The sequence below is a fragment of the Quadrisphaera setariae genome, from assembly GCF_008041935.1.
Classification (GTDB): domain Bacteria; phylum Actinomycetota; class Actinomycetes; order Actinomycetales; family Quadrisphaeraceae; genus Quadrisphaera; species Quadrisphaera setariae.
This window is the reverse complement of the sequence record NZ_VKAC01000003.1, coordinates 298,236-324,116: the sequence shown is the minus strand read 5'-3', so window position 1 is coordinate 324,116 and position 25,881 is coordinate 298,236. Positions and strand designations below refer to the sequence as shown.

Genomic DNA, 25,881 nt, shown 5'->3' with positions numbered 1-25,881 from the left:
CCTCGTGGGTGCAGGGTGGCCCTGGTCCCGCGGGACTGGAGCAGGGCCACCCCGCACCCAGCGCGGAGTGGACTGGAGTCCCCCACCACGCTCGATCCCCGGGCCGGCTCGCACACCCCACGGCTGACACAGGGACGCCGACGTGGCCGCCGTCGCTCATGCGCCCACAGGGCACCCGATCCGCGTCGACATCCACAGGGCCCATGACGCCGACGGCCATGCCGTGCCCTGCACCGCCACGCTGCCTCTCGTGCCTCGCCGCGCCACCATCGACCAGATCCGACTCACCACACTGCTGCGCCCCGGCGCCTCCGTCGCAACGCACGCCGAGCTCCGCGGGGTGGGCGTACCCAGTTCGACCATCATGCGGCGCATCTCGCGGACCGGACCGTGGCAGCGGGTCCTGCCAGGTGTCGTCGCCGGGCACCGAGGGGTGTTGACCCTCTACGAGCGCCGTCTCGGTGCTCTGAAGTACGCCGGTCCCGACAGCGCACTCACGGGACTCGATGCGCTGGACCTCCACGGGGTGCGCCACCGGGCGAAGCGGTCCGACCGCGTCCACGTCCTCATCCCCCACACCAGCCAGAAGACCTCGCACGGGTTCGCACTGGTCACCCGCACCCGCCGAGCCGTCGGAGACCTGCGTCGCGGTGGCCTGCGGGTCGTACCTGCGGCGCGCGCGGCGATCGACGCCTGTCGCTGGCTCGACGACCTCGATGACGTCCGCGAACTGGTAGCGGCCGTCGTGCAGCAGCGCTTCTGCACCGTCGCCCACGTCGCCGACGAGGTCCACCTGGCTCAGCGCCAGCGGACGGCGCTGTCTCGTGAGGTCCTGGCGGAGGTGGCGGCCGGCATCCGGTCAGTGGCGGAGGCGAGGCTGAGAGAGGGCTTCGACAGGTTCGGGGTGCCCCAGCCGGACTGGAACGTCGAAGTCCGCGACGAGCACGGTCAGCTCGTCGTCGTCCTCGACGCGTACTGGGAGGACCTCGATGCCGAGCTGGAGATCAACTCGACCGCCTGGCACCTCAGTCCGGGCCGCTTCAAGAAGACGACCCAACGCCAGCGGGTGGTCGTCATGTCGGGGCGGAGCACCATCTCGGTGCTGCCGAGCGAGATCGACGAGGACCTCGAAGGCATCTGCCGAGAGGTGCTGCAGTTCCTCCGTGTGTGCGCGGCGAGACGAGGCCGCGCCGCATCCTGACGTGCAGCGAGAACGGCACTGGGTGGATCTGGTCCGCTCACGGACGGGTGCAGGGTGGCCCTGGTCCAGTCCTGCGGGACCAGGGCCACCCTGCACCCAACGGGGGGGACGGGGGACGACTGGGTCAGGCGGAGGTGGCGCCGGCCTGCTCGCGGTCGCTGCTGATCTGCCCGAGCACGGCGCGCTCGATGCGCGTGGCGTCGGCCTCGGACAGGTCGATGAAGCTCAGGGCGACCTCGGAGCGCTCGGCGTCGACGCGGACGACGCGCGCGGCGGCGGTCACGGTCTCGTGGGCGTCGACCTCGACCACCAGCTCCACCTGGTCGTCGGCAGCGGCGCCGAGGTTGGCCAGCGCGGCGTCCGTGGCCAGCACCACGCGGGCGCCGGTCCGGGACAGGTCGATGGTGCGCGCCGCAGCGGCCACGCGGCCGCGCAGCTGGGCGCGGCGGGCGATGTCGGCGCGGGGCTCGGCGCGCTGCTGCTCGGTGGCGAGGGCCAGCACGCCCGTGAGGAGCAGCTCGCCGTCCACGGCGGTGCCCTCGGCCAGGGCCTCCAGCACCACAGCCGCTCCGCCGGCGCCCTGCAGGTGCGCCCAGACGGGCTGGTCGGCGAGGGTGGCAGCGGCGTCGTCGTCGAGGGTGACGACGGCGGTGGCGACGAGCCCCGCGGGGCTCGTGCTCCAGTCGGACAGGGTCCCGCGCTGCTCGGGCCCCCCGGAGATCGGCAGGAGGCGCACGGGGCCGCCCACCGGCGGCACCTGGTCGGGGGTCACGAACACGCTGGCCAGCCTAGGGCTCGCGGCGTGTCGCAGTCAGCGTTTCCGCTGGAGGAGTCGTGGGCCGGCCCCTCCAGCGGAAGCGCTGGTGCGGTGCTCAGCAGCCGACGAGGTGCCCCGCGAGGTAGCTCTGCACCTTGTCGAGGGCTACGCGCTCCTGGGTCATCGTGTCGCGGGAGCGGACGGTGACGGCCTGGTCCTCGAGGGTGTCGAAGTCGACGGTGAGGCAGAACGGGGTGCCGATCTCGTCCTGGCGGCGGTAGCGGCGGCCGATGGCGCCGGCGTCGTCGAAGTCGACGTTCCAGTTCTTCCGCAGCTGCGCGGCGAGGTCGCGCGCCTTGGGCGACAGGTCCTCCGAGCGCGACAGCGGCAGCACCGCGGCCTTGACCGGCGCCAGGCGGTGGTCGAGGCGGAGCACGGTGCGCTTGTCGACGCCGCCCTTGGCGTTGGGCGCCTCGTCCTCGGCGTAGGCCTCGATGAGGAACGCCATGAGCGAGCGGGTCAGGCCGGCGGCGGGCTCGATGACGTAGGGCACCCAGCGCTCGCCCTTGGCCTGGTCGAAGTAGCTGAGGTCGGTCCCGGAGTGCTCCGAGTGGGTCTTGAGGTCGAAGTCGGTGCGGTTGGCGATGCCCTCGAGCTCGCCCCACTCGCTGCCGGAGAAGCCGAAGCGGTACTCGATGTCGACGGTGCGCGTCGAGTAGTGGCTCAGCTTCTCGGCGGGGTGCTCGTAGTGGCGCAGGTTCTCGCGGGCGATGCCGAGGTCGACGTACCAGTCGGTGCGCTCGTCGATCCAGTACTGGTGCCAGGTCTCGTCGGTGCCGGGCTCGACGAAGAACTCCATCTCCATCTGCTCGAACTCACGGGTCCGGAAGATGAAGTTGCCGGGCGTGATCTCGTTGCGGAACGACTTGCCGATCTGGCCGATGCCGAACGGCGGCTTCTTGCGCGCCGAGCCCATCACGTTGGCGAAGTTCACGAAGATGCCCTGCGCGGTCTCGGGGCGCAGGTAGTGCAGGCCGGACTCGTCCTCGACCGGGCCGAGGTGCGTCTTCAGCATCATGTTGAAGTCGCGGGGCTCGGTCCAGCGGCCCCTCGTGCCGCAGTTCGGGCAGGTGATCTCCTCGAGACCGCCGTTCTCCCCGGCCGGGGCGCGGCCCTTCTTCTCCTCGAACTCCTCGGCCAGGTGGTCGGCGCGGTAGCGCTTGTGGCACTGCTGGCACTCGGTGAGGGGGTCGGTGAAGACGCCGACGTGGCCGGAGGCCACCCAGGTCTGCCGCGGCAGGATGACCGAGGAGTCCAGGCCGACGACGTCGTCGCGGCTGGTGACCACCGAGCGCCACCACTGGCGCTTGATGTTCTCCTTCAGCTCCACGCCGAGCGGTCCGTAGTCCCACGCCGAGCGGGTGCCGCCGTAGATCTCCCCGGAGGGGAAGACGAAGCCGCGCCGCTTGGCGAGGCTGACGACGTCGTCGAGGCTGGACTTCTTCTTGCTGGGCTTGGTGCTGGGGGCGCTCACGGCGGGGACCCTCTCCGGCTGGCGTGTCGGTGGACGCTCCAGCCTAGGACCCGGCGCCGCCAGGACGACGACGGCCGCCGGCCCCCTCAGCGCCCGAGCACGAAGTCGATGGCCGTCTCGCGGAACTGCCGGGAGACGGGGGCGTTGAAGTGGTGGCGCCCCGGGATCTCGTAGAAGCGGCCGCCCGGCGTGGCCTCGGCGAGCCGCTTGGAGCCGCCGATGATGCCGTCCTCGCTGCCGGTGCAGAACAGCACCGGCATGTGCGGCGGGTCGTGGGGGTCGGGGTCGTCGTCGGGGCCACCGCGGCGCAGCCCCTCCACGAGCGCCACCAGCGCGTTGATGTCGTTGCCCGGCACGGCGCTGGCCATGGTGAGGTAGCCGGCGGTGACGCGGTCCGAGGGGGTCTCGCCGGTGGCGAGGGCGTGCTTGGCCTCCTCCACGCGGAAGCGGGTCAGCGGCGCGCCGTCGGGGATGCCGCCGAGCACCGCGCGGGTGATGCGCTCGGGCATGTCGAGCGCGGCGCGCCACCCGACGCGGGCGCCCAGGGAGTAGCCGACGTAGGCCACCTCGTGCACGCCGTAGGTGTCGAGCACCACGCGCAGGTCCTCGACCAGGTGGTCCAGGGAGTAGGCGTCGCGGGTGTGGGGCTTCTCGGAGGCGCCGTGGCCGCGCTGGTCCACGCCGAGCACCCGCACGCCGGCGCGCTGCAGGTCGCGCGTCCAGCCGGTGCGCACGTAGTTGGCCACGAAGCTCGAGGCGAAGCCGTGGACGGCGAGCACCACCGGGGCGTCCGCGGGGCCGTCGGAGGCGCCCAGGTCGTAGGTGGCGATGCGGCGCCGGTCCTCCGTCACCACCATGAGCGGCTTCGGCTGGTCGGCCAGGGGGTCAGTGGGCATCGGAGGATCTTCCCAGGTCTCTCGCAGGGTCGGGGCGGGTCAGCGGGCGTGGCGCTCGAGGAAGTCGTAGACCTCGGCGTCGTCGACCCCGGGGAAGGCGCCGGTGGGCAGCGGCGCCAGCACGTGCGCGTGCATGGTGGCCGACGGCCAGCTCCTGCCCTCCCAGCGGTCTGCCAGCTCGGTGGGCGGGCGGCGGCAGCAGGCCTCCTCGGGACAGGTGGACCGGGCCCGCACCTGCGTGTCACGGCCGCGGAACCACTTGGCGTGCACGTAGGGCACGCCCACCGTGATCGAGAAGCGCTTGCCGGTGGCGTCGCGGCCGGTCTGCGCGCTGCACCAGAACGTGCCGGCGGGGGTGTCGGTGTACTGGTGGAACTCGGTGGTGCGGTCGCGCTGGCTGAAGACGGCGCGCGCGGCCCACCGCCGGCAGACGTACTGCCCCTCGACGGCGCCGCCGGCGTCGGCGGGGAACCCGACGCCGTCGTCCTCGTAGCCCTTGGTCAGGGAGCCGTCCTCGGTGACGCGCAGGAAGTGCACGGGGATGTCGAGGTCGTGCATGGCGAGGTTGGTGAGGCGCCAGGCCGCGGTCTCGTGGGTGATGCCGAACGCGTCGCGCAGGTCCTCCACGGCGAGGTCCTTGGCGGCCTTGGCGGACCTGAGCAGCTCCAGCGCGGGCGTGCGGGGCACCAGGCACGCGGACGCGTAGTAGTTGATCTCCATGCGCTGGCGCAGGAAGTCGGCGTAGTCGACGGGGGCTGAGTGCTTGAGCAGCTGGTGGGCCATGGCCTGCAGCGCCAGGGAGCGCAGGCCGTGGCCGCCGGGGATCGAGACCGGCGGCAGGTAGATGCGGCCGTTCTCGAGGTCGGTGACCGTGCGCGTGGAGTGCGGCAGGTCGTCGACGTGGATGATCGTCAGGCCGAGGTCGGCGGCCATGCGGGCCACGGTGCGGTGGGTCAGCGGGCCGCCGGCGTGCTTGGCGGCGCGCAGCTGGCGCTCGGCGAGCTCCTCCAGCTCCGGCAGGTGGTTGTGGACCGCCCGCATCGTCTGGCGCAGCTCGGTGTTGGCGCGGCGCGCCTCTTCTGGCGTGGCGGAGGCGGCCTCGTCGCGGCGGCGCAGCTCGCCGTGCAGGCCCACGAGCGCCTCGAGGGCCTCGGTGGGCAGGGTCTTGGACGGCCGCACGGCGGGCAGCCCGAGGCGGGCGTAGGCCGGGCTGGACTGCGCCCGCTCCAGGGCGATCTCCAGGGCGGCGCGGCGCGTGGGCGGCTCGGGGTCGAGCAGGGAGCCCGCGGGCACGCCGAGGGCGGCGGCGAGCGCGGAGAGCAGCCCGAGCTTGGGCTCGCGGTGCCCGTTCTCCACCAGGGAGAGCTGGCTGGCGGACACGCCGGTGTCCGCGGCGAGCTGGTCGAGCGTCAGCCCGCGCTGGGTGCGCAGGTGGCGGACGCGCCGCCCGAGGGTCAGCGGGTCCGTGGAGGCGCCGGGTGCCGTCACGGACTTGACGCTATCGCAAGAAACGCGCTTCTTCACAAGGCGCAGGCCTGTAGAGGGGGTTGCGGACGGGGAACTGTAGGGGTCAGAAGCCCGAAGCACCCCCGAACCCCCCACCGAGGAGAGCCGACATGACCCTCATCGACGACAACCCCACCACCACCGGCTCCGAGGTCCCCGACGTCCACGCGTGGGTGGCCCGCATCGCTGAGCTCACCAAGCCGGCGCGCGTCGTGTGGTGCGACGGCTCGGGCGCCGAGCGCCACCGCCTCATCGCCATGGGCGTGCGCAAGGGCACCCTCGAGCCGCTGCCCGAGCCCCACTACGGCAGCTACCTCGTGCGCTCGGCCCCCGACGACGTCGCCCGCGTCGAGGACCGCACCGTCATCGCCACCACCGACCCCGACGACGCCGGCCCCACCAACAACTGGCGCGACCCGGTGGACCTCGAGGCCGAGCTGGTCGAGCTCTTCGACGGCAGCATGCGCGGCCGCACCATGTGGGTGGTGCCCTTCTCCATGGGCCCGGTCGGCGGTCCCATCTCCCAGCTCGGCGTGCAGGTGACCGACTCCCTCTACGCCGTGCTCTCCATGGGCACGATGACCCGCGTGGGCACCGCTGCCCGCGAGCTCATCGAGGCCGGTGCCCCGTGGGTGCCCGCGGTGCACTCGGTCGGGTACCCGCTGGAGGACGAGTTCGGCCAGCCGGTGCGCGAGGACGTCGCGTGGCCCTCCAACGAGACCAAGCTCATCGCGCACTTCCCCGAGAGCCGGCAGATCTGGAGCTTCGGCTCCGGCTACGGCGGCAACGCGCTGCTGGGCAAGAAGTGCTTCGCCCTGCGCATCGCCTCGGCCATGGGGCGCGAGGAGGGCTGGCTCGCCGAGCACATGCTCCTCGTGCGCGTCACCAGCCCCGAGGGCAGGCAGTACCACGTGGCCGGCGCGTTCCCCTCGGCGTGCGGCAAGACCAACTTCGCGATGATGACGCCCAGCCTGCCCGGCTGGAAGGTCGAGACCCTCGGCGACGACATCGTCTGGATGCGTCGCGACGAGCAGGGCCGCCTGCGCGCCATCAACCCCGAGGCCGGCTTCTTCGGCGTGGCCCCCGGCACCTCCGAGGCGACCAACCCGGCCGCGCACCAGATGCTGTGGGGCAACACCATCTTCACCAACTGCGCCCAGACCGCCGACGGCGACGTCTGGTGGGAGGGGCTCACGCCCACCCCGCCGCTGGGGCTGGTCGACTGGACCGGCCAGCCGTGGTCGCCGGAGTCCGGCAGGCCCGCCGCCCACCCGAACGCCCGGTTCACCGTGGCGGCGGAGCAGTGCCCGACGCTGGCCGACTCCTGGGACGACCCCGAGGGCGTCGTCGTGGACGCGATCCTCTTCGGCGGCCGACGCGCGACCACCGTGCCGCTCGTGGCCCAGGCCCGCGACTGGGCGCACGGCGTGTTCCTCGGGGCCACCATGGCCTCGGAGAAGACCGCCGCCGCCGAGGGCGTGGTCGGCGAGGTCCGCCGCGACCCGTTCGCGATGCTCCCCTTCACCGGCTACAACGCCGCGGACCACTGGAGCCACTGGCTGGAGCAGGGCGAGCTGCTCGGCGAGAACGCCCCCGCCCTCTTCTCCGTCAACTGGTTCCGCAAGGACGCCGACGGCGGCTTCCTGTGGCCGGGCTTCGGCGAGAACAGCCGCGTGCTGGAGTGGGTGGTGGCCCGCCTCGAGGGCCGCGTCGACGCCGTCGACACCCCCGCCGGTCTCGTGCCGCGCACGGAGGACCTCGACGTCGCCGGGATCGACCTCGCCCGCGAGGCCCTCGAGGAGCTGCTCACGGCCGACCCGGCCGACTACGCCCGCGAGGCCGACGGCGTGGCCGAGCTCTTCGCGCTCTTCGGCGACCGGGTCCCCGCTCCGCTGCTGGCCCAGCTCGAGGAGCTGCGCCAGCGCTCGGGCGGCGCCCTGGGCGCCGCGTGAACCGCTGGTCGCTGAAGAGCGACCGCCGTCCCGGGCTCGTCAGGCTCACCGAGCCCAGCGCCAGGGACGGCCGGTCAGCCGGTCTGACCGCCAGCCAGGCCCGCACCCGCGGGCTCGGCCTCGGCCGGCCGGTCCAGGGCTCCTCCGTAGCGGCGGTCGCGGCGGGCGTAGTCCTCGACGGCGCGCCACAGGACGCGGCGGTCGACGTCGGGCCACGGCGTGTCGACGAACATCAGCTCCGCGTAGGCGGACTGCCACAGCATGAAGTTGGACGTCCGCTGCTCACCGCTGGTGCGCAGGAAGAGGTCGACGTCCGGTAGGTCGGGCTCGTCGAGGTGGCGGGCCAGGGCGCGCTCATCGATCTTCTCGGGATCGAGCCGCCCGGCCGCCACCTCGCGGGCCAGCGCCTTGGCGGCGTCGGCGATCTCCGCCCGGCCTCCGTAGTTGACGCACATGGTGAGGGTGCAGGTGGAGTTGCCGGCGGTCAGCTGCTCGGCCTCCTCCAGCTCCTTGATGACGCTGCGCCACAGCCGAGGACGGCGGCCCGCCCACCGGACGCGCACGCCCCACTCGTGCATGGTGTCGCGGCGGCGGCGGATGACGTCGCGGTTGAAGCCCATGAGGAAGCGCACCTCCTCCGGGGAGCGCTTCCAGTTCTCCGTGGAGAACGCGTAGGCCGAGACGTGCTGGACGCCGATCTCGACGGCACCGGCGACCACGTCCAGCAGGGACGCCTCGCCCATCTTGTGGCCCTCCACGCGCGGCAGCCCGCGGGCGTTCGCCCACCGCCCGTTGCCGTCCATGACGATGGCCACGTGCTTCGGCACCAGCTCGGACGGCACGGCCGGAGGGCGCGCGCCCGAGGGGTGCGGGGGCGGCGCGACGACGGGCGCGGTGCGACGGGGCGCCCCCGCCGTCGTCGACGACGACGACCGCCGGCCCCTCACCAGGTGCTCCCCACGACGCTGCTCACCGGCTGCTCACCGTCTCTGCACGGCCCACGCGCTCACGCCCTCTCGACCAGGGGCAGCGACCGCACCGCCCGCTCCAGGTGCCACTGCAGGTAGGCGGCCACCAGGCCGCTGCCCTCCCGGCGCTGGCGCACCTCGGAGGCGTCGGCACGGTCCCAGTCTCCCGAGAGCAGCTGCTGCAGCAGCGCGAGGGTCCGCACGTCCGGTGCGGCGGCCCCCGGCGGACGGCACTCCCGGCAGACCACTCCCCCGGAGGCGACGGCGAAGGCCGGGTGGTCGACCGAAGCGGCGCTCGGGTCGCCGCACACGGCGCACGCCGCCAGGCTGGCGCCCCACCCCGCCACCGCCATGGCGCGCAGCAGGTAGGCGTCCAGCACCAGGGAGGCGTCGTGCTGCCCGCCGGCCAGGGTGCGCAGCGCGCCCACGACCAGCAGGAACTGCTGGGTGGCCGGCTCGCGCTCCTCGCTGGTCATCCGCTCGGCGGTCTCGGCGATGGCAGCTGCCGCCGTCCACCGCGCGTAGTCCTCCGCGAGGAACCTGCCGTAGGGGGCCAGCGTCTCGACCTGCTGGACGACGTCGAGGGAGCGGCCGACGTGCAGCTGCACGTCGAGCAGCATGTACGGCTCCAGCCGGGCCCCGAACCGGCTCGAGGTGCGGCGCACCCCCTTGCCCACCGCCCGCACGCGCCCGTGGTGGCGGGTGAGCAGCGTGACGATCCGGTCGGCCTCGCCCAGCTTGTGGGTTCGCAGCACCACGGCCTCGTCCCGGTAGGTGCGCACGGACTCATCGTGCCGCACAGCTCCGACAGACCTACCGTGATCGCATGTCCAGCAGCCCGACAGCCGCAGCCCGCCTCGGCACCGCGGACCGGCGCTCGTCCGACGGCACGCGCACCGCCGCCGTCGCCGTCAGCGCCGTCGTCGCCGTCGTCGGCGGCTTCCTGGGGTCGGGCGCCGTGGTGGGCACCCCCATCGCCCAGGCGGCCGGCGGCGCCCTGTCGGCCAGCTCCACGCTGGTCGCGCCGGCGGGCCCGGCGTTCGCCATCTGGTCGGTCGTCTACGCCGGGCTCGTGGCGCTGGCGGTCCACCAGCTCCTGCCCTCCCAGCGGCACGACGAGCGCCAGCGGGCCACCGGCTGGTGGGTGGTGGCGTCCCTGCTCCTCAACGCCGCATGGATCCTCGTGGTGCAGGCCGGGTCGGTGCTCGGCTCGCTGGTGGCGATCCTCGCGCTGCTGGCGGTGCTGGTCGTGGCCTTCTCCCGGCTGAGGTCGACGGCCTCGTCCAGCCGGGGTGGCGCACGCTCCTCCCTGCAGCCGGTGCTGCTCGACGGCGTCATCGGCCTCTACCTGGGCTGGGTCAGCATCGCCACCGTCGCCAACGCCTCAGCGGCCCTCGTCGCCGGTGGCGCGCCGGCCACGGGTGCGCTCGCGACCGCGCTCGCCGTCGTCGTCCTCGTGGTGGCGGCGGGGGTCGGCTGGGTCCTGGCCGTCGCCGGCCGGGGAAGGGTCGCTCCCGCGCTGTCGCTCGCGTGGGGCCTGGCGTGGATCGCCGTCGGCCGGTGGTCGGGCCAGCCGGAGGCGCCGGTGGTCTCGGTGGTCGCCGTGGTCGCGGCCGTCCTCGTCCTGGCCGCACCGCTGGTGGTGCGCGCCCGCGGCGTGCGACCCGCCGCCTGAGGGTCAGGAGGCGCGGCGCACCACGGCGCGGGCGCGGCCCCGCCGCTTGGCGTCGAGCATCGCCGCGTCCGCGGAGGCGAGCACGGCGTGGGCGGCCAGCGGTCCCGTCACGCCCACCGACACGCTCACCCGCAGACCGGGCGCCACCTGCGCCCAGGGCAGCGCCGCCACCTCGTCGACCACGCGCTGCCCCAGGGCGGCGAGGTCTCGTGGATGGCCGCTGAGCACCACGAACTCGTCGCCGCCGTAGCGCGCCACGAGGTCGTGGCCGCGCGTGACGTCCACGAGCAGCGTCGCCACGCGGCGCAGCACCTCGTCGCCCACCTCGTGGGAGAAGCCGTCGTTGACGGCCTTGAACCTGTCGACGTCCACGAAGCACGCCGCCACCTCGGTGCCGTCGCGAGCCGCTGCCCGGAGCGCCTCGTCCAGGCCACGCCGGTTGGTCACCCCCGTCAGGGGATCGGTGAGGACGGCGAGGGCCGCGGCGTCGTGCGCGTCCGCGGCGCGCGCGGCGCGGCGGCGGGCCTCCAGCTCCGAGGCGATCGCGCGGCTGCTCGCCGCGGTGCGCACCAGCAGCGCCTGGGCCAGCTCCTTCCAGCGGTCGGGGCGGGCGTCCTCGCCGTGCAGGGAGCGCCGCTCCTCGGCGTCCAGCTCAGCCAGCGCCGCGAGCACGGTGTACGCCCACACGCCGGGCTCGGTGCGGCGGGTCTCGGCGAGGGCCTCGTCGAGGTGGGTGCGAGCGGCCGCGGCATGGCCGCGGTGGTGCGCCTCCCCCGCCAGGTGCAGCCGCGCCATGACGCCCTCCACCCTGCCCAGGAGGGCTCCCGAGCGGGCAGCGCCGAGCAGGCCGCTCCCGACGGCGGCGCCGGCCGCGCTGGCCGCGGCGTGGTCACCCAGCCGCTGCCACGCGAGCGCCTCGGCAGCGGACGACCTCAGCACCTGCGACGCCTCGCCCTCGAGGACACCGCGCCGGCGCCAGCGCAGCGAGAGCTCCAGCACCCTGCCCCACTGGTGGTCGGCCTCGGCCGGCTCACCGCGCAGCTGCGCGCCGGCGGCGCGCTCGGCCACGAGGAGCACCAGCTCGGGCAGCACGTTGAGCTCACTGACACCGGGAGTGCCGGGCACGTCGGCCAGCACTCGCCGCAGGAGGACCTCCGCCTCCGGGTGGACGCCCGCCGCCTGCAGCGCCAGGCCGGAGGCCATGGTCGCGGAGAGGCGGTTGACGTGGCGCGACCCGGTGGACTCCAGCAGGCCGAGGGCCTCCGCGAGGTGCTCGACGCCCCGGGCGGGCCGACCCCGCGTGAACGCGATCTCCGCGGCCAGGGCCAGCGCCTTGGCCCGCCACAGCGGGTCCTGGCCCGCAGGGGCGCCCAGGAGCTCCTCCAGGAGCTCACCGGCGCGGTCCAGCTCGACCAGCTCCACCAGCGCGAGGGCACCGACGTAGCGCAGGTAGCCGGCGGTGCTGCGGTCCCCGAGCGCCTCGACCCACGGCAGCGCGGCCTCGCAACGGGCTGCGCAGGCGCGGAAGTCGCACGCGTCGAGGAGGTCCCCGGCCTCGTCCACCACCGCGTGGAAGGGTCCGGGCAGCCCGTGCACCACGAGCGCTCCACCAGCCACGTCGACCTCCCCCGGCCGAGCGCCCCCGCACTCCGCCGTCGACGTGGCTTCGGCAGGTGGGCGCCGGGGCTTGAGCCCCGGCGCCCACCTGGCGGTCAGCCGGTCAACCGGTCAGCAGCGTGTCAGCCCCGAGCGGCGCGGTTCACCGCGGAGACGACCGCCTTCAGCGACGCGACGGTGGTGTTGGCGTCGATCCCCACGCCCCACAGGACGCGGCCGCCCACCTCGCACTCGACGTAGGCGGCGGCGGTGGCGTCGCCGCCGGCACCGAGCGCGTGCTCGGAGTAGTCGCGCACGGCCACCGCGGTGCCCTGGGAGGCCAGGGCCGCGACGAACGCCGAGATGGGGCCGTTGCCGGCGCCGCTCGCGGTGCGCTGCTCGCCGTCGACCAGGAGGTCGACCTCGATGCTGTCGACGCCCCCGGCGCCACCGTCGCGGGTGGCGGAGGAGTTGGTGCGCAGACCGCGCAGCGCGAAGCGGCCCCAGGCCTCGGTCGCGGCGCCGTCCTCCGCGTAGTCGGCCGACGGCAGGTACTCGTCGGCGAACACCTCCCACAGCTGAGCGGCGGTCACCTCGCCGCCCTGGGAGTCGGTGCGGGCCTGCACCACCTGGGAGAACTCCACCTGCAGGCGGCGCGGCAGGTCCAGGGAGTGCTCGGTGCGCATGAGGTAGGCGACGCCGCCCTTGCCGGACTGGCTGTTGACCCGGATCACGGCCTCGTAGGAGCGGCCCACGTCGCGCGGGTCGATCGGCAGGTACGGCACGGCCCACTCGGCGTCCTCGACGGCGGCACCAGCAGCCGCCGAGCGCTCGCCCATCTTGTCGAAGCCCTTCTTGATGGCGTCCTGGTGGGAGCCGGAGAAGGCGGTGTAGACGAGGTCGCCCGCGTAGGGGTGGCGCTCGTGGACGGCGATCTGGTTGCAGTGCTCTGCGGCGCGGCGCACGGCGTCGACGTCGCGCAGGTCGACCTGCGGGTCGACGCCCTGCACCACGAGGTTCAGCGCCAGGGTGACCAGGTCGACGTTGCCGGTGCGCTCGCCGTTGCCGAACAGGCAGCCCTCGACGCGGTCGGCGCCGGCCTTGAGGCCCAGCTCCGCTGCGGCGACGGCCGTGCCGCGGTCGTTGTGGGGGTGCACCGAGATGAGCACCTCGTCGCGGCGGCGGATGTTGCGGGTCATCCACTCGATGGAGTCGGCGTACAGGTCCGGCGTGCTCATCTCCACCGTCGAGGGCAGGTTGATGATCATCTTGCGCTCGGGGGTGGGGTCGAAGACCTCGATCACCTCGTTGCAGATGCGCGCGGCGAAGTCGAGCTCGGTGCCGGTGTAGCTCTCCGGGGAGTACTCGTAGAAGACCTCGGTCTGGTCGGCCACGCCCTCCTCGAACTTCTTGCACAGCCGAGCGCCCTGCAGCGCCAGGTCGACGATGCCGTCGCGGTCCATGCCGAAGACGACGTCGCGCTGCAGCGCCGAGGTGGAGTTGTACAGGTGCACGATCGCGGTCTTCGCGCCGCGGATGGCCTCGTAGGTGCGCTCGATGAGGTGCTCGCGCGCCTGGGTCAGCACCTGGATGGTGACGTCGTCGGGGATGCGGCCGGTCTCGATGAGGAACCGCACGAAGTCGAAGTCGGTCTGGGAGGCCGAGGGGAACCCGACCTCGATCTCCTTGTAGCCGATCGAGACCAGCAGGTCCCACATCCGCAGCTTGCGGTCGTGGCCCATGGGGTCGATGAGGGCCTGGTTGCCGTCGCGCAGGTCGACCGCGCACCAGCGGGGGGCGGTCTCGATGCGGCGGCCCGGCCACGTGCGGTCGGGCAGGTCGACGCCGAAGGCGAACGGCGGGTAGCGGTGGGCGGCCATCGGGGACGGCTTCTGGGTGCTGCGCATGACTGGCTCTCCTGGGTCCGGGCTGCGGCGAGCAGCCCCGTGGGGGCGGCCGGCAGGACGGGACTCCGCGACGAGGGAGCCGACCTAGGGCTGCGAGACCTCGTCGCGGCAGCCGAGGAGGAGGCTCACCGCGAACATCGCGGCCAACCTACCCCCCGGCCGCCCCGCCGGGCCAGCCACCCGCGCGTCGACCCGTCCGCGACCGCTGGCGCCCCCCCTGGCGCTGGTGTCAGCGCGGGACGGACAGGGCCAGCTCGTAGCTGGTCGCCGCACCGGAGCGCACGTCCAGCCGGTAGGTGCCGCTGACGGGCAGCTGGACGGTGGTGCTGCCCTGCTGGGCGCTGGTGTGGTCGGTGTGCAGCGGGCTGCCGTCGGGCCCCACGAGGAACCACACCGCGTCAGGGCGGGAGGCTCTGGAGGAGACGGTGGCGCGCTGCCCGGCCCGCGCGGCGAAGCTGTACGGGTGGTCGTCCCCGGCGGGCAGCTGGCCGCGCACGCTCGTGGAGGTGGCACCGGGTGCGAAGCGCAGCTGCTGCGGGACGGTCAGGTGCAGGGCGTAGGCGGCGCCGGCGCCGGCGCCGGCGCCCGAGCGGACCGCCAGCAGGTAGGTGCCGGTGACCGGGACGACGAAGGTGCCGCCGCTCTGGTCCTGCCCGTGGTCGGTGTGCAGCGGCGTGCCGTCCGGTGCCACGAGCGTGAACGCCTGCGTGGTCGACCCCCGCTGGAAGGAGACCTCCAGCACCTGCTCGGCGCGCAGGTCGAGGGCGTAGGTGCGCGAGCTGCCGGCGGCCAGGTGGCCCCGCACCGCGGCGGCGGTGGCGCCCGGGGCGAAGCGGACCGGGGTCGTCGAGCGCGCCGCAGCGCTGACCGCGGTGCTCGCGGCGGCGGGGACGGGGGCGGCGACAGCGGCCAGGGCCGGGCCACCGGCGACAGTGGCGGCGACGAGGGCGGCCGCGACGACGAGGACGGGGGTGGAGCGCACGGGAGGACCTCCGGGACTGCGATGGTTTCCTGCGGACACCACCAGTTGACGCCGGAGGAGCGCCCGCCGGGCGTCACGGCTGTGGCAGTCCCGCACCTCGCCGTGACGGTCCCGTCACAGCCCCGCCCGGAGCCTCAGAAGCCCAGGCGCGCCAGCTGGCGGGGGTCGCGCTGCCAGTCCTTGGCCACCTTGACCCGCAGGTCCAGGTGCACCCGGGTGCCCAGCAGCGCCTCGATGTTCTGGCGCGCGGTGGTGCCGACCTCCTTGAGGCGGGCCCCGCCCCGACCGATGACGATGCCCTTCTGGCTGTCGCGCTCCACGTAGAGCAGCACGTGCACCTTGAGCAGACCCGTGGGCTGCCCGTCCTCACCGAGGCGCGGGGTCATCTCGTCCACCACCACCGCGAGGCTGTGCGGCAGCTCGTCGCGCACGCCCTCCAGCGCCGCCTCGCGGACCAGCTCGCCCACCATGACGGCCTCCGGCTCGTCCGTCAGCTCGCCGTCGGGGTACAGCGGCGGCCCGGGAGGCAGGTGGGAGCTCAGCACGCGCGTCACGGCGTCCACCTGGAAGTCACCGGTGGCCGAGACCGGCACGACGTCGGCGAACGGCCGGTGGCCCTCCTCCTCACCGAGCGCCGTCACCTCGAGCAGCCTCTCCGCGAGACGCCCCCGGTCGACCTTGTCGGTCTTGGTGACGACGGCGACGACGGGCGTGCGACGCACCTGCGCGAGCTGCGCGGCGATCCAGCGGTCACCGGGACCGGTCCGCTCGTCGGCGGGGAGGCAGAAGGCGATGACGTCCACCTCCGCCAGCGTCCCGAGGACGAGGTCGTTGAGGCGCTGCCCCAGCAGGGTGCGCGGGCGGTGCAGTCCGGGGGTGTCCACCAGCACCAGCTGCGCGTCGGGCCGGTGCACGATCCCGCGGACCGTGTGGCGCGTGGTCTGCGGCCGCGACGAGGTGATGGCCACCTTCTCGCCCACGAGGGCGTTGGTCAGGGTGGACTTTCCGGCGTTGGGCCGTCCCACCAGGCAGGCGAAGCCCGAGCGGTGCCCGTCGCCTGCGCCGCCCGTGCCGGGCGCGACCTCGCTGCTGTCAGTGCTCACCGTGGACCAGCTCCTGCTCCTGCTGCTGCTGCTCGAGGGCGCGCTCGCGCTCCTCGTCCTGCTGCTTGCGCTCGTCGTCCTGCTGCCTGCGCTCTTCGCGCTCGCGCTCCTTGCGCTCGCGCTTCTCCCGCTTGCGCTCGGCCTTCTCCTGCTGCTCGCGGGCGCGCTCGTCCTCGTCGTCGTCCTCGCCCGTCTCGGGCTCCTCGGCGCGGTGGACGACCACGGTGGTGATGCGGTGCCCGTCCACCTCGTCGGCGAGCAGCACCAGGCCGGCCACCTCGGCCTCGTCGCCCTCGGCGGGGACGGTGCCGAGGGCCTTGGCGAGCAGGCCACCGGTGGAGTCGACCTCGTCCTCGTCGATCTCGAGGCCGAACAGGTCCCCGAGGTCCTCCACGTGCAGCCGGGCGCTGACGCGGAAGCCGCCGTCCTCCAGGGGCACGACGTCGGGGGTCTCGGTGTCGGTCTCGTCGGTGATCTCCCCGACGATCTCCTCCAGGAGGTCCTCCAGGGTCACCAGCCCGGCGACCCCGCCGTACTCGTCGATGACCAGCGCCAGGTGCAGGGAGGCGCCCTGCATCTCCCGCAGCAGCGCGTCGACCTGCTTGGTCTCCGGGACGAACACCGGCCGCCGGGCCAGGTCGCGGGCCCGGGTGGTGGCGCCGCGGCGCCGGACGGGCCGGTCGTGCAGCACCCTGACGACGTCCTTGAGGTGGAGCACGCCCACCACGTCGTCCACGGTGGAGCCCACCACCGGCAGCCGTGAGTGCCCGGAGGCCAGGAAGAGGTCGAGCGCCTCCCCGGGGCCGGTGTCCTCGCCGATGGTCACCATGTCGGTGCGGGGGCTCATGACCTCGCGGACGATGGTGTCACCCAGCTCGAAGACGGAGTGGATCATCTCGCGCTCGCCGGCCTCGATGATCGCCGACTCGCTCGCCCGGTCGACCAGCTCGCGCAGCTCGCCCTCGGTGGAGAACGGGCCGTCGCGGTAGCCGCGCCCGGGGGTGACGGCGTTGGCCAGGGCCACGAGACCGCGGGAGAGCGGGCCGAGCGCCGTGGTGAGCGCGCGCAGCTGCCCCGCCGAGCGCAGCGCCATCCCCTCCGGGTCCTGCCGGCCGACGGTGCGCGGGCTCACGCCGAGGAGGGTGAAGACCACCCCGCCCATGACGACGGCGGTGACCAGGCCCGCCCACCACTGCGAGAACAGCGCGGCGGAGGCGAGCGCTGCGCACACGGTGGCCAGCGCCTCGAAGGTGACCCGCACGAGGGTGGCCACCGACAGGGCGGGCACCGGGTCGGCCACGAGGGCCACCACCGCGGGCGCGCCGCGGCGCCCGTCGGCCGCCAGGCGCTGCGCCTCCGCGCGCGTCAGGCGCGACAGCGCCGCCTCGGCGGCCGCGAGGTAGCCGGCCACGACGAGCCCGAGCACCGCGGCGGCCGCGAGCCACGGCAGCGAGGCGTCCGGGACCGGGGTCACGACCGACCCACGCGGGTCACGGGCGGGTCACGAGGGCTGGGGCCGGCGCGACAGGAAGGTCAGCAGCAGCCGGCGCTGCAGCGCGAACATCTCGCGCTCCTCGTCGGGCTCGGCGTGGTCGAAGCCGAGCAGGTGCAGGCAGCCGTGGGTGACGAGCAGCAGCACCTCCTCGGCGGTGGAGTGGCCGGACTCGCGCGCCTGCCGAGCGGCGACCTCGGGGCAGACCACCACGTCGCCGAGGAGCCCGGGCGGGCTGGGCTCGTCCTCGCTGCCGGGACGCAGCTCGTCCATGGGGAAGCTGAGGACGTCGGTGGGGCCGGGCTCGTCCATCCACTGCTCGTGCAGGGCCGTCATCGCCGTGGTGTCGACCAGGATCACCGACAGGTCGGCGGCGGGGTGCACGTGCATCTCGGCCAGCACGAAGCGCGCCAGCTCCGAGACCTCGTCGACGGCGACGCCGGGACCACCGGTGCCGGCGGGGTCGGTGAAGCCGGACTCGTCGACCACCTCGACGCTCATCGGGGACCCCCGCCGCGGCGGCCCTGCTGGGCGCGCGCCGCGGAGCCGGGCTGCTGGTGCGCCTCGTCCCAGCGGCCGTACGCGTCGACGATCTCTCCGACCAGCCGGTGGCGGACCACGTCGAGGCTGGTCAGGCGGGAGAAGTGGATGTCCTCGATGCCCGACAGGATGGACTCGACCACGCGCAGGCCGGACTGGGTCCCCGCCGGCAGGTCGACCTGGGTGGAGTCACCGGTGATGACCATCTTGGAGTCGAAGCCGAGGCGGGTGAGGAACATCTTCATCTGCTCGGGGCTGGTGTTCTGCGCCTCGTCGAGGACGACGAAGGAGTCGTTCAGCGACCGGCCGCGCATGAAGGCCAGCGGTGCGACCTCGATGGTCCCGGCGGCCATGAGCCTGGGGATCGAGTCGGGGTCGAGCATGTCGTGCAGCGCGTCGTACAGGGGGCGCAGGTACGGGTCGATCTTGTCCGTGAGCGAGCCCGGCAGGAAGCCGAGCCGCTCCCCCGCCTCCACGGCGGGGCGGGTCAGGATGATCCGGCTGACCTGCTTGGCCTGCAGCGCCTGCACCGCCTTGGCCATGGCCAGGTAGGTCTTGCCGGTGCCCGCGGGGCCGATGCCGAAGACGATCGTGTGGCTGTCGATCGCGTCGACGTAGCGCTTCTGGCCGAGCGTCTTGGGCCGGATGGAGCGCCCGCGCCCGGACAGGATGTTCATGGTCAGCACGTCGGCGGGGCGCTCGGCGGTCTGGGCGCGCAGCATGCCCAGGGAGCGCTCGACGGCGTCGACGGTGAGCTGCTGGCCGGTGCGCACGACGGCGGTCATCTCGTCGAGCAGGCGCTCGACGAGGGCGACGTCGGCGGGGTTGCCGGTGACGGTGACCTCGTTGCCGCGCACGTGCACGTCGGCGCGCGGGAAGGCCCGCTCGACGGCGCGGACGAGCTCGTCACGGGTGCCGAGCAGGGCCACCATGGAGACCTCGGGGGGCACCACGATGGTGTGGACGACGGCGGGCTGGCTGCCTGCGGGGCGCGCGCCCGGAGCGGACGCGGGGCCGGCGGGCGGGGTGGAGTCGGGCATGGGAGGGGCTGGACGCCCCGGTCTCCTGCGGGCCGGGCCCCTGACCGGGGCCGATCGAGGTCAAGGGTAGCGCCGGTCAGCCGTCGAGCACGGTCAGCCGGCCCGAGCCGGCTGCCCCGCGGGCGCGTTCCGCGAGGCGCGTCGGGCGCGACCCACCTAGCGTCGAGGGCATCGACACCACTGACAGCACCCGCGCGTCGTCCCCGTCCGGCGCAGCCCCCCACCACCCCGGCGGCGCCTCGTCCGAGCGGCTGCGCGCCGACGAGGCGCGGCGGTCCCCCGTGCCCGGGTCCCACCGGGGCGTCCCTCCCGTGCTGTGGTCCGGCGGCGGCGCGCCCGACCCCGCCCCGGTCCTGGAGCGGGACGAGCACGGCTGGGCCGACCTGCGCACCTACGCGGCCGTGGGCGACGGCCGGACCGTGGCGCTGGTGGCGCGCGACGGCCAGGTCGACTGGCTGCCCCTGCCGGACCTGGACGACACCCCCGCCTTCGCGGCCCTGCTCGACCCGGCGGACGGCGGGTGCGTGGAGCTGCGCCCGGTGGAGCCCTTCACGGCCTCCCGCGAGCACGTGCCGCACACCAACGTGCTCGCCTCGACGTACACCACGGCCAGCGGCCGGGTCCGCGTGACCGACGCGCTCAGCACGGGCGTCGCGGGCCGGCTGCCGTGGGCGGAGCTGGGCCGCCGGGTGGAGGGGCTCGAGGGGCGCGTGCCGATGAGGGCCGTCGTGCGCCCCGGCACCTGCCTGGGGACGGCCGGCCCGTGGGTCCAGGGGTCCTCCGCGGGGGCGCTCCTGCGCGTGGACGGGCTGACCATGGCCGTGGTGGCCGAGGTGCTCGAGCCCGGCGAGGACGTGCAGGGGCCCACGCGGCTGCACCGCACCGACGCCGAGCGCGAGGTCCGCGTGGACCTCGAGGTCACCGCCGGCTCGCGGTCGGTGCTCGGGCTGGTCGCCACCGCCGCCGAGCCGCTGTGGATGCCCTCGGGGCGGGCCGTGGACGCCGGCATCGACAGGACGGCGGACAACTGGCGCGCCTACTCCCGGACCGTCTCCTGGGACGGGCCGTGGGAGGCCGCGGTGCGCCGCAGCGTCATGGTGCTCAAGCTGCTGCTGCACGCGCCCAGCGGGGCGATGGCCGCCGCGGCCACCACGTCGCTGCCCGAGGACCCGGCGGGCGGCAAGTGCTGGGACTACCGGTTCGCGTGGGTGCGCGACTCCACCTACGCCCTCGAGGCGATGATGCGCTTCGGGCTGCGCGAGGAGCCGCACGCCGCCGTGAGCTGGCTCCTGCGCACCATCCGCGAGCGCGGCACCGCCCCCGACGTCTTCTACGCGCTCTCGGGCGAGGTCCCCCGCGGCGAGGTGCAGCAGATGCAGGCGCCCGGGTGGCGCGGCGCGGGACCGGTGGTGCGCGGCAACGCCGCCTCCTCGCAGCTGCAGCTGGGGGTCTACGGCGACCTGTTCAGCATCCTGCGCCTGTACGTGGACGGTGGCGGGGCGCTGGACGCCGAGACCGGCCGGCTGCTCGCCTCCACGGCCGACGTCGCCTGCGACCGGTGGCGCCAGCCCGACGCCGGGATGTGGGAGCTGCACACCGCCCGCCACTACACGAGCAGCAAGATGGGCTGCTGGCAGGCCCTGACCCACGCCGTCCACCTCGCCGAGCTCGGCCAGGTGCCCGGCGACCCCTCGCGCTGGCGGTCGGAGGCCGAGCTGGTGCGAGAGTGGGTGGCCGAGCACTGCTGGTCACCTGAGGTGGGCGCCTACACCTGGTACCCCGGCACCGACCGCCTCGACGCCTCGGTGCTGCTGCACGCGGTCAGCGGCTTCGACCGCGGGGAGCGCATGAGCTCCACGCTGGACGCGCTGCGCCGCGAGCTGGGGCACGGGCCGCACCTGTACCGGTACACGGGCGCGGCGGCCGAGGAGGGCTCGTTCGTCGCGTGCTCGTTCTGGATGGTCTCGGCGCTGCAGCTGTGCGGCCGCGGCGAGGAGGCCCGCGCGCTGATGGAGCAGCTGGTGGACGGCCCGACCCCGGTGCTCAACGACGTCGGGGTGCTGGCTGAGATGGTCGACCCGGCCACGGGCGACTGGCTGGGCAACCTGCCCCAGGCCCTGAGCCACCTGGCGCTCGTCAACGCCGCCGTCACGGTGCACGAGCACGCGGGGCGCTGAGCCTCAGCCGGGCGGCCAGCCCATCGGCCGCCCGCCGAGCACGTGCCCGTGCACGTGGAAGACGCTCTGCCCCACGCCCGCGCCGGTGTTGAAGACGAAGCGGAACTGCCCGTCGCCCAGCTCGGCGGCCACGCGCGCGGCGGTGCCGGTCAGCTCGGCGAGGGCCTCGGGGTCGGCGGCGGCGAGGGCCGGCACGTCGCGGTGGTGGTCCACGGGCACCACCAGCACGTGCAGCGGGGCCTGCGGGTCGAGGTCGCGGAAGGCGACGACGCGGTCGGTGCGCGCCACCACGTCTGCGGGCACGTCGCCGGAGGCGATGCGGCAGAAGATGCAGTCGGGGTCCTGGGCCACGCGCCGACCGTACCCAGCGGGTGACGATCGGGTCACCCGGCCGACGCGGTCGGCGCGTTCCACCCCCCGCGGACCGCTCGCAGCGGTAGGAACGGGGCATGCCAGCCCAGACCCGGACCCAGCACGCGCGCCGCACCACCGCGGGTACGACCGCCCGTCGCACCGCCCGCCTCGCGGTCCGCACGGCCGTCCCCGCCGCCGCCCTCGCGCTCCTGCTGGCCGGGTGCGGAGGGCAGGCCTCCCCCGAGACGGAGCCGGTCGGCGGCGGCACCAGCAGCGCGGGCGCGTCCGGCACGAGCGCTCCGCCGTCGTCGTCCTCCAGCGCCACGACCACGGCGAGCGCGTCCGCGGCCACCGCCGCGGGGCCGGCGGCCACCGGGACCGGCAGGTCGGCGTCGGTGGTGATCACCGCCCCCACCGAGGGCGAGCGGCTCCCCGCCGGCCCGATGGGGATCGTCGGCCAGGGCTCGGCGCCCGAGGGCACGCTGCTCTACAGGATCACGCAGGCCGACGGCGCGGTGCTGTCCGACGGCTACACCGACGCCGGCGCCAACGGCCAGGTCGGCGACTTCTCCATCCCGCAGACCGTGCAGGAGGGCACCTGCACGCCGTGCACCGCCGAGGTCTGGGTGCCCGACGAGTCCGCCGGTGAGGGCACCGTCCCCACCGGCGCCGCCAAGGTCACCTTCACCGTCGGCTGACGCCGGCCTAGCGGCCGGAGAAGCCGCGCTTGAGGCGGGAGAACACCCCGCCGGAGGCCGGCGACAGGCGCCCCTCCGGGCGCTCCTCGCCGCGCAGCCGCGCCAGCTGGCGCAGCAGGTCGGCCTGCTCGTCGTCCAGGCCCCTGGGCACCTGCACGTCGATGTGGACGTGCAGGTCCCCGCGGCCACCGGAGCGCAGGCGCGCCGCGCCCAGGCCCCGCAGCACGACCACCTCGGCGGGCTGGGTGCCCGGGCGCACCTCGACCTCGCGCATGCCGTCGAGGGTCTCCATCTCCAGCACCGTGCCCAGCGCCGCGGCGGTCATCGGCACGGGCAGCGTGGCGTGCAGGTCCTCTCCGCGGCGGGTGAACAGGTCGTGCTGGCGCTGGACCACCTCGACGTACAGGTCACCCGCGGGGCCACCACCGGGGCCGACCTCGCCCTGGCCGGACAGCTGGATGCGGGTGCCGGTGTCGACACCCGCGGGCACGCGGATGGTCAGCGTCCGGCGGCGGCGCACGCGGCCGTCACCGGCGCACTCGTTGCAGGGGTCGGGGATGGTGGTGCCGTAGCCGCCGCAGGCGGGGCACGGGGAGGTGGTGAGCACCTGGCCCAGCAGCGACCGGGCGGCGCGCTGCACCTGCCCCTGGCCGTGGCAGACGTCGCAGGTGCGGACCTGCGTGCCCGGCGCGGCGCAGTTCCCGCCGCAGGTCGGGCAGACGACGGCGGTGTCCACGGTGATCTCGCGCTCGGCGCCGAAGACCGCCTCCGCGAGGTCGACCTCGAGGCGGATCAGCGCGTCCTGGCCCGGCTGCGCGCGGGGCACCGGGCCGCGGGCGGCACCGCCCCCGCCGCCGAAGAAGGTGCCGAACAGGTCGCCTAGGTCGAAGGCCTGCGCACCGCCGGGGAAGCCGCCGCCCCCGAAGCCGCCGGGACCGCCGGAGCTGCCGGTCGCGTCGTAGACGCGGCGCTTGTCGGGGTTGCTCAGCACCTCGTAGGCGGCCGAGACCTCCTTGAAGCGCTCGCCGGCGTCGGGGTTGACGTCCGGGTGCAGCTGGCGGGCGAGCTTGCGGTAGGCCTTCTTGACGTCCTCGGTGCTCGCGTCGCGCGGGACCCCGAGGGCGGTGTAGTGGTCGGTCGGCACGGGTCAGATGCTCCTGAGGAGTCGGGAGGGGTCGGCGGACGAGCCGGGGCGGCTCACCGCGCCAGCACCCTGCTGAGGTAGCGGGCGACGGCGCGCACCGCGGCGATCGAGGTGGGGTAGTCCATGCGCGTGGGACCCAGGATGCCCAGGCGGGCGACCACCTCGCCGCCCGAGCCGTAGCCGGAGGCGACCACGGCGGCGTCGGACAGGCCGCTGTGCACGATCTCGCGGCCGATGCGCACCGAGACGCCGCTGGCGGGGTCGTCGGCCATCTCGGCGAGCAGGCGCAGCACCACCACCTGCTCCTCGATGGCCTCCAGCACCGGCGCGACGGAGGCGGAGAAGCCGCCCGCGCCGCGCACGAGGTTGGCGGTGCCGGCCAGCACCATCCGCTCCTCGCGGGTGGCGTCCAGCGCCGACCGCAGCGCACCGGCCACCGCGGCGGCGGCCGCGGCGTCCTCGGGACGGGTGCTGGCGACGAGGGCGTCGAGGGCGGCCACGGCCTCGTCGGCGCGACGGCTGGCGGTGGCTGCGTTGAGCCTGCCGCGCAGCTCGGTCACGAGGTCAGCGGCCACCTCGGGGGCCTCGGGTGCCACCTCCACGGAGCGCTGCTCCACGCGGCCGCTGTCGGTGATGAGGACGAGCACGAGGCGCCGCGGCGCCAGCTGCACCAGCTCCACGTGCCGCACCCGGGCCCGCGCCAGGGACGGGTACTGGATGACGGCCACCTGGTGCGTCAGCTGCGCGAGCGCGCGGACCGTGCGCTCGAGCACGTCGTCGAGGTCGACCGGCTGGCCGCCCCCGCCGAGCAGCCTGTCGATGGCGCGCTTCTCCGCCGGTGACAGCGGGCGCACGGCGGGCAGGCCGTCGACGAACGCGCGGTAGCCCTTGTCGGTGGGGACGCGCCCGGCGCTGGTGTGGGGCTGGGCGATGAGCCCCTCCTCCTCCAGCGCCGCCATGTCGTTGCGGATGGTGGCCGGGGAGACCCCGAGGGCGTGCCGCTCGACCAGCGCCTTGGAGCCGACCGGCTCCTGCGTGGCGACGTAGTCCTCGACGATGGCCCGCAGGACGGCGAGGCGCCGGGGCTCGGTCACGGTGCGTCCCTCCCTGCTGTCGACGGTCCTGTCGGTGCTGCGGCGCCTCCGGTGCGGCGGGCCCGGCACGGGCTCTGGCACTCAGCGGCGCGGAGTGCCAATCCTACGCCGTCCGGCCGGAGGCGCAGGTAGCGTCGATCGGGTGCCGACTCCCCCGACACCCCCGCGCCGGCCCGCGTCCGCACCTCGCTCGGCGCCGCCCGCGTCGTCGTCCTCAGCGCTGTACGGGGGGTGGGGCGCTCGGGAGCCGCTGCGCCGCGGCGACACCGTCACCGACCCCACCACCGGCCGCCGCCGCGCCCGCGCCGCCAGCCGCGAGGTCCCCGCGTCCCCCGGCCTCGTGGTGGAGGACGTCGAGACCGGCTGGAGCGGCGCCGTGGTGCGCGTCGAGAAGGCCGGCGGCGTGCACGTGGTGGTGCTGGAGGACTGGAAGGGCCGCACGCGCTCCTTCCCCCTCGGCGCCGGGTTCCTCGAGGAGGGCCAGCCCGTGAGGCTCGTGCCACCGGTCGCTCCCCCCGCCGCCGCCCGGACGGCCTCGGGGGCGGCCCCGCTGCGCCCGGGCCGCACCGCCAGCGGGTCCTTCGCCGTGGAAGGGGCTCGGGCCCGCGTGGCCCGCGGGTCGCGGATCTGGGTGGAGGGCAAGCACGACGCCGAGCTGGTGGAGAAGGTCTGGGGGGACGACCTGCGCGTCGAGGGCGTCGTCGTGGAGGGCCTGCAGGGCGTGGACCACCTCGCGGCGGCGGTGGCGGACTTCCAGCCCGGTCCGGGGCGGCGCGTCGGGGTGCTCGTCGACCACCTCGTGACCGGCTCCAAGGAGACCCGGCTCGTGGCGGACGCGCTGAGGGCGGCGCCGGGCGCCGCCCAGCACGTGCTCGTGGTGGGCCACCCCTACGTCGACGTGTGGCAGGCCGTGCGCCCGGCGCGCCTCGGCCTGGACGCCTGGCCCGTGGTGCCGCGCGGGCGCCCCTGGAAGGAGGGCGTGCTCGAGGCCCTCGGCTGGCCGCGCGAGACCCCCGCCGACCTCGCCCGCGGCTGGCAGCGGGTGCTGGCCAGCGTGCGGACCATCGCCGACCTCGAGCCGACGCTGTCCGGGCGGGTGGAGGAGCTCATCGACTTCGTCACCGGGGACCAGCTCGACCGCTGACGCCTCGACCGAGCAGGACGACGACGAGGGCCGCCGTCCGGGCGTGTGGCGCTGGTGCCGCGCCCGCGTTTCCGAGACGCTGGGGGCGGGTCCGCGGACAGCCCCGGGCCCTGAGGAGGAG

Annotated in this window: 22 protein-coding genes; 6 read left to right on the top strand and 16 right to left on the bottom strand. The window is 74.8% G+C overall.

Features of this window, described 5'->3' with window-relative positions:
• Positions 1 to 142: 142 nt before the first annotated feature.
• A complete protein-coding gene (locus tag FMM08_RS06785; protein ID WP_147925580.1) occupies positions 143 to 1,201 on the top strand; it encodes a hypothetical protein in 1,059 nt (352 codons plus the stop codon).
• A 124-nt stretch (positions 1,202 to 1,325) separates the two neighbouring features.
• Here FMM08_RS06785 and FMM08_RS06780 read toward each other — a convergent pair whose 3' ends face one another.
• From FMM08_RS06780 to FMM08_RS06765, 4 genes are all read right to left on the bottom strand, one after another.
• Positions 1,326 to 1,979 carry a PilZ domain-containing protein gene (locus FMM08_RS06780; RefSeq protein WP_187279597.1) on the bottom strand — a complete coding sequence of 218 codons (654 nt, stop codon included), beginning with the start codon at positions 1,977 to 1,979 and terminating at the stop codon, positions 1,326 to 1,328.
• Positions 1,980 to 2,073: 94 nt separating this feature from the next.
• The gene (locus FMM08_RS06775; protein WP_147925578.1) at positions 2,074 to 3,492 is read right to left on the bottom strand and encodes a glycine--tRNA ligase; all 1,419 of its coding nucleotides are present in this window, start codon (positions 3,490 to 3,492) and stop codon (positions 2,074 to 2,076) included.
• Between the two features lie 86 nt (positions 3,493 to 3,578).
• Positions 3,579 to 4,388: an alpha/beta fold hydrolase gene (locus FMM08_RS06770; protein WP_147925577.1), complete on the bottom strand. Its 810-nt coding sequence runs from the start codon at positions 4,386 to 4,388 to the stop codon at positions 3,579 to 3,581.
• 39 nt (positions 4,389 to 4,427) lie between these two features.
• Complete coding sequence (locus tag FMM08_RS06765) at positions 4,428 to 5,876, bottom strand: helix-turn-helix transcriptional regulator (protein ID WP_147925576.1); 1,449 nt, start codon at positions 5,874 to 5,876, stop codon at positions 4,428 to 4,430.
• 128 nt (positions 5,877 to 6,004) lie between these two features.
• Between FMM08_RS06765 and FMM08_RS06760 the strand changes: the two genes are divergently transcribed.
• A complete protein-coding gene (locus FMM08_RS06760; protein ID WP_147925575.1) occupies positions 6,005 to 7,846 on the top strand; it encodes a phosphoenolpyruvate carboxykinase (GTP) in 1,842 nt (613 codons plus the stop codon).
• Positions 7,847 to 7,920: 74 nt separating this feature from the next.
• Here FMM08_RS06760 and FMM08_RS06755 read toward each other — a convergent pair whose 3' ends face one another.
• Complete coding sequence (locus FMM08_RS06755; protein WP_222710489.1) at positions 7,921 to 8,793, bottom strand: isoprenyl transferase; 873 nt, start codon at positions 8,791 to 8,793, stop codon at positions 7,921 to 7,923.
• Between the two features lie 59 nt (positions 8,794 to 8,852).
• Positions 8,853 to 9,596: a DNA repair protein RecO gene (recO, locus tag FMM08_RS06750; protein WP_147925573.1), complete on the bottom strand. Its 744-nt coding sequence runs from the start codon at positions 9,594 to 9,596 to the stop codon at positions 8,853 to 8,855.
• Positions 9,597 to 9,640: 44 nt separating this feature from the next.
• Between recO and FMM08_RS06745 the strand changes: the two genes are divergently transcribed.
• Positions 9,641 to 10,489, top strand: coding sequence for a TspO-related membrane protein (locus FMM08_RS06745; protein ID WP_147925572.1), 849 nt, complete (start codon positions 9,641 to 9,643; stop codon positions 10,487 to 10,489).
• 3 nt (positions 10,490 to 10,492) lie between these two features.
• On the opposite strand, the gene FMM08_RS06740 is transcribed toward FMM08_RS06745, so the two are convergent.
• The 7 genes from FMM08_RS06740 to FMM08_RS06710 all read right to left on the bottom strand — a co-directional run bounded on the left by FMM08_RS06740 (position 10,493) and on the right by FMM08_RS06710 (position 19,149).
• Complete coding sequence (locus tag FMM08_RS06740; RefSeq protein ID WP_147925571.1) at positions 10,493 to 12,106, bottom strand: GGDEF domain-containing protein; 1,614 nt, start codon at positions 12,104 to 12,106, stop codon at positions 10,493 to 10,495.
• A 122-nt stretch (positions 12,107 to 12,228) separates the two neighbouring features.
• Complete coding sequence (gene leuA, locus FMM08_RS06735) at positions 12,229 to 13,992, bottom strand: 2-isopropylmalate synthase (RefSeq protein WP_147925570.1); 1,764 nt, start codon at positions 13,990 to 13,992, stop codon at positions 12,229 to 12,231.
• 229 nt (positions 13,993 to 14,221) lie between these two features.
• Complete coding sequence (locus FMM08_RS06730) at positions 14,222 to 14,974, bottom strand: hypothetical protein (RefSeq protein ID WP_147925569.1); 753 nt, start codon at positions 14,972 to 14,974, stop codon at positions 14,222 to 14,224.
• 134 nt (positions 14,975 to 15,108) lie between these two features.
• Positions 15,109 to 16,077 carry a GTPase Era gene (era, locus tag FMM08_RS06725; protein ID WP_147925568.1) on the bottom strand — a complete coding sequence of 323 codons (969 nt, stop codon included), beginning with the start codon at positions 16,075 to 16,077 and terminating at the stop codon, positions 15,109 to 15,111.
• Positions 16,067 to 17,551, bottom strand: a complete 1,485-nt coding sequence (locus tag FMM08_RS06720) for a hemolysin family protein (RefSeq protein ID WP_187279596.1) — start codon at positions 17,549 to 17,551, stop codon at positions 16,067 to 16,069. Before FMM08_RS06720 ends, era begins: the two co-directional genes overlap by 11 nt.
• A gap of 27 nt (positions 17,552 to 17,578) precedes the next feature.
• Complete coding sequence (gene ybeY, locus FMM08_RS06715; RefSeq protein ID WP_147925567.1) at positions 17,579 to 18,070, bottom strand: rRNA maturation RNase YbeY; 492 nt, start codon at positions 18,068 to 18,070, stop codon at positions 17,579 to 17,581.
• The gene (locus FMM08_RS06710; RefSeq protein WP_147925566.1) at positions 18,067 to 19,149 is read right to left on the bottom strand and encodes a PhoH family protein; all 1,083 of its coding nucleotides are present in this window, start codon (positions 19,147 to 19,149) and stop codon (positions 18,067 to 18,069) included. Before FMM08_RS06710 ends, ybeY begins: the two co-directional genes overlap by 4 nt.
• 281 nt (positions 19,150 to 19,430) lie before the next feature.
• Between FMM08_RS06710 and FMM08_RS06705 the strand changes: the two genes are divergently transcribed.
• Positions 19,431 to 21,326: a glycoside hydrolase family 15 protein gene (locus tag FMM08_RS06705; RefSeq protein ID WP_222710487.1), complete on the top strand. Its 1,896-nt coding sequence runs from the start codon at positions 19,431 to 19,433 to the stop codon at positions 21,324 to 21,326.
• Between the two features lie 3 nt (positions 21,327 to 21,329).
• On the opposite strand, the gene FMM08_RS06700 is transcribed toward FMM08_RS06705, so the two are convergent.
• Positions 21,330 to 21,677, bottom strand: coding sequence for an HIT domain-containing protein (locus FMM08_RS06700; RefSeq protein ID WP_147925565.1), 348 nt, complete (start codon positions 21,675 to 21,677; stop codon positions 21,330 to 21,332).
• A 98-nt stretch (positions 21,678 to 21,775) separates the two neighbouring features.
• Between FMM08_RS06700 and FMM08_RS06695 the strand changes: the two genes are divergently transcribed.
• Entirely contained in the window at positions 21,776 to 22,378 is a 603-nt protein-coding gene (locus FMM08_RS06695; RefSeq protein WP_147925564.1) for a Gmad2 immunoglobulin-like domain-containing protein, read from the top strand.
• Positions 22,379 to 22,385: 7 nt separating this feature from the next.
• Here FMM08_RS06695 and dnaJ read toward each other — a convergent pair whose 3' ends face one another.
• Both dnaJ and hrcA read right to left on the bottom strand, forming a co-directional pair.
• Positions 22,386 to 23,522, bottom strand: a complete 1,137-nt coding sequence (dnaJ, locus tag FMM08_RS06690; protein WP_147925563.1) for a molecular chaperone DnaJ — start codon at positions 23,520 to 23,522, stop codon at positions 22,386 to 22,388.
• 53 nt (positions 23,523 to 23,575) lie between these two features.
• The gene (gene hrcA, locus FMM08_RS06685) at positions 23,576 to 24,616 is read right to left on the bottom strand and encodes a heat-inducible transcriptional repressor HrcA (protein ID WP_147925562.1); all 1,041 of its coding nucleotides are present in this window, start codon (positions 24,614 to 24,616) and stop codon (positions 23,576 to 23,578) included.
• Between the two features lie 250 nt (positions 24,617 to 24,866).
• Between hrcA and FMM08_RS06680 the strand changes: the two genes are divergently transcribed.
• Complete coding sequence (locus tag FMM08_RS06680; RefSeq protein ID WP_369431681.1) at positions 24,867 to 25,760, top strand: DUF3097 family protein; 894 nt, start codon at positions 24,867 to 24,869, stop codon at positions 25,758 to 25,760.
• Positions 25,761 to 25,881: the final 121 nt, after the last annotated feature.

Coding starts and splice junctions, on each gene's coding strand:
- FMM08_RS06770 (WP_147925577.1), bottom strand. CDS start 4,388: ATGCCCACTGACCCCCTGGCCGACCAGCCGAAGCCGCTCATGGTGGTG.
- FMM08_RS06760 (WP_147925575.1), top strand. CDS start 6,005: ATGACCCTCATCGACGACAACCCCACCACCACCGGCTCCGAGGTCCCC.
- FMM08_RS06745 (WP_147925572.1), top strand. CDS start 9,641: ATGTCCAGCAGCCCGACAGCCGCAGCCCGCCTCGGCACCGCGGACCGG.
- leuA (WP_147925570.1), bottom strand. CDS start 13,992: ATGCGCAGCACCCAGAAGCCGTCCCCGATGGCCGCCCACCGCTACCCG.
- ybeY (WP_147925567.1), bottom strand. CDS start 18,070: ATGAGCGTCGAGGTGGTCGACGAGTCCGGCTTCACCGACCCCGCCGGC.
- FMM08_RS06710 (WP_147925566.1), bottom strand. CDS start 19,149: ATGCCCGACTCCACCCCGCCCGCCGGCCCCGCGTCCGCTCCGGGCGCG.
- FMM08_RS06695 (WP_147925564.1), top strand. CDS start 21,776: ATGCCAGCCCAGACCCGGACCCAGCACGCGCGCCGCACCACCGCGGGT.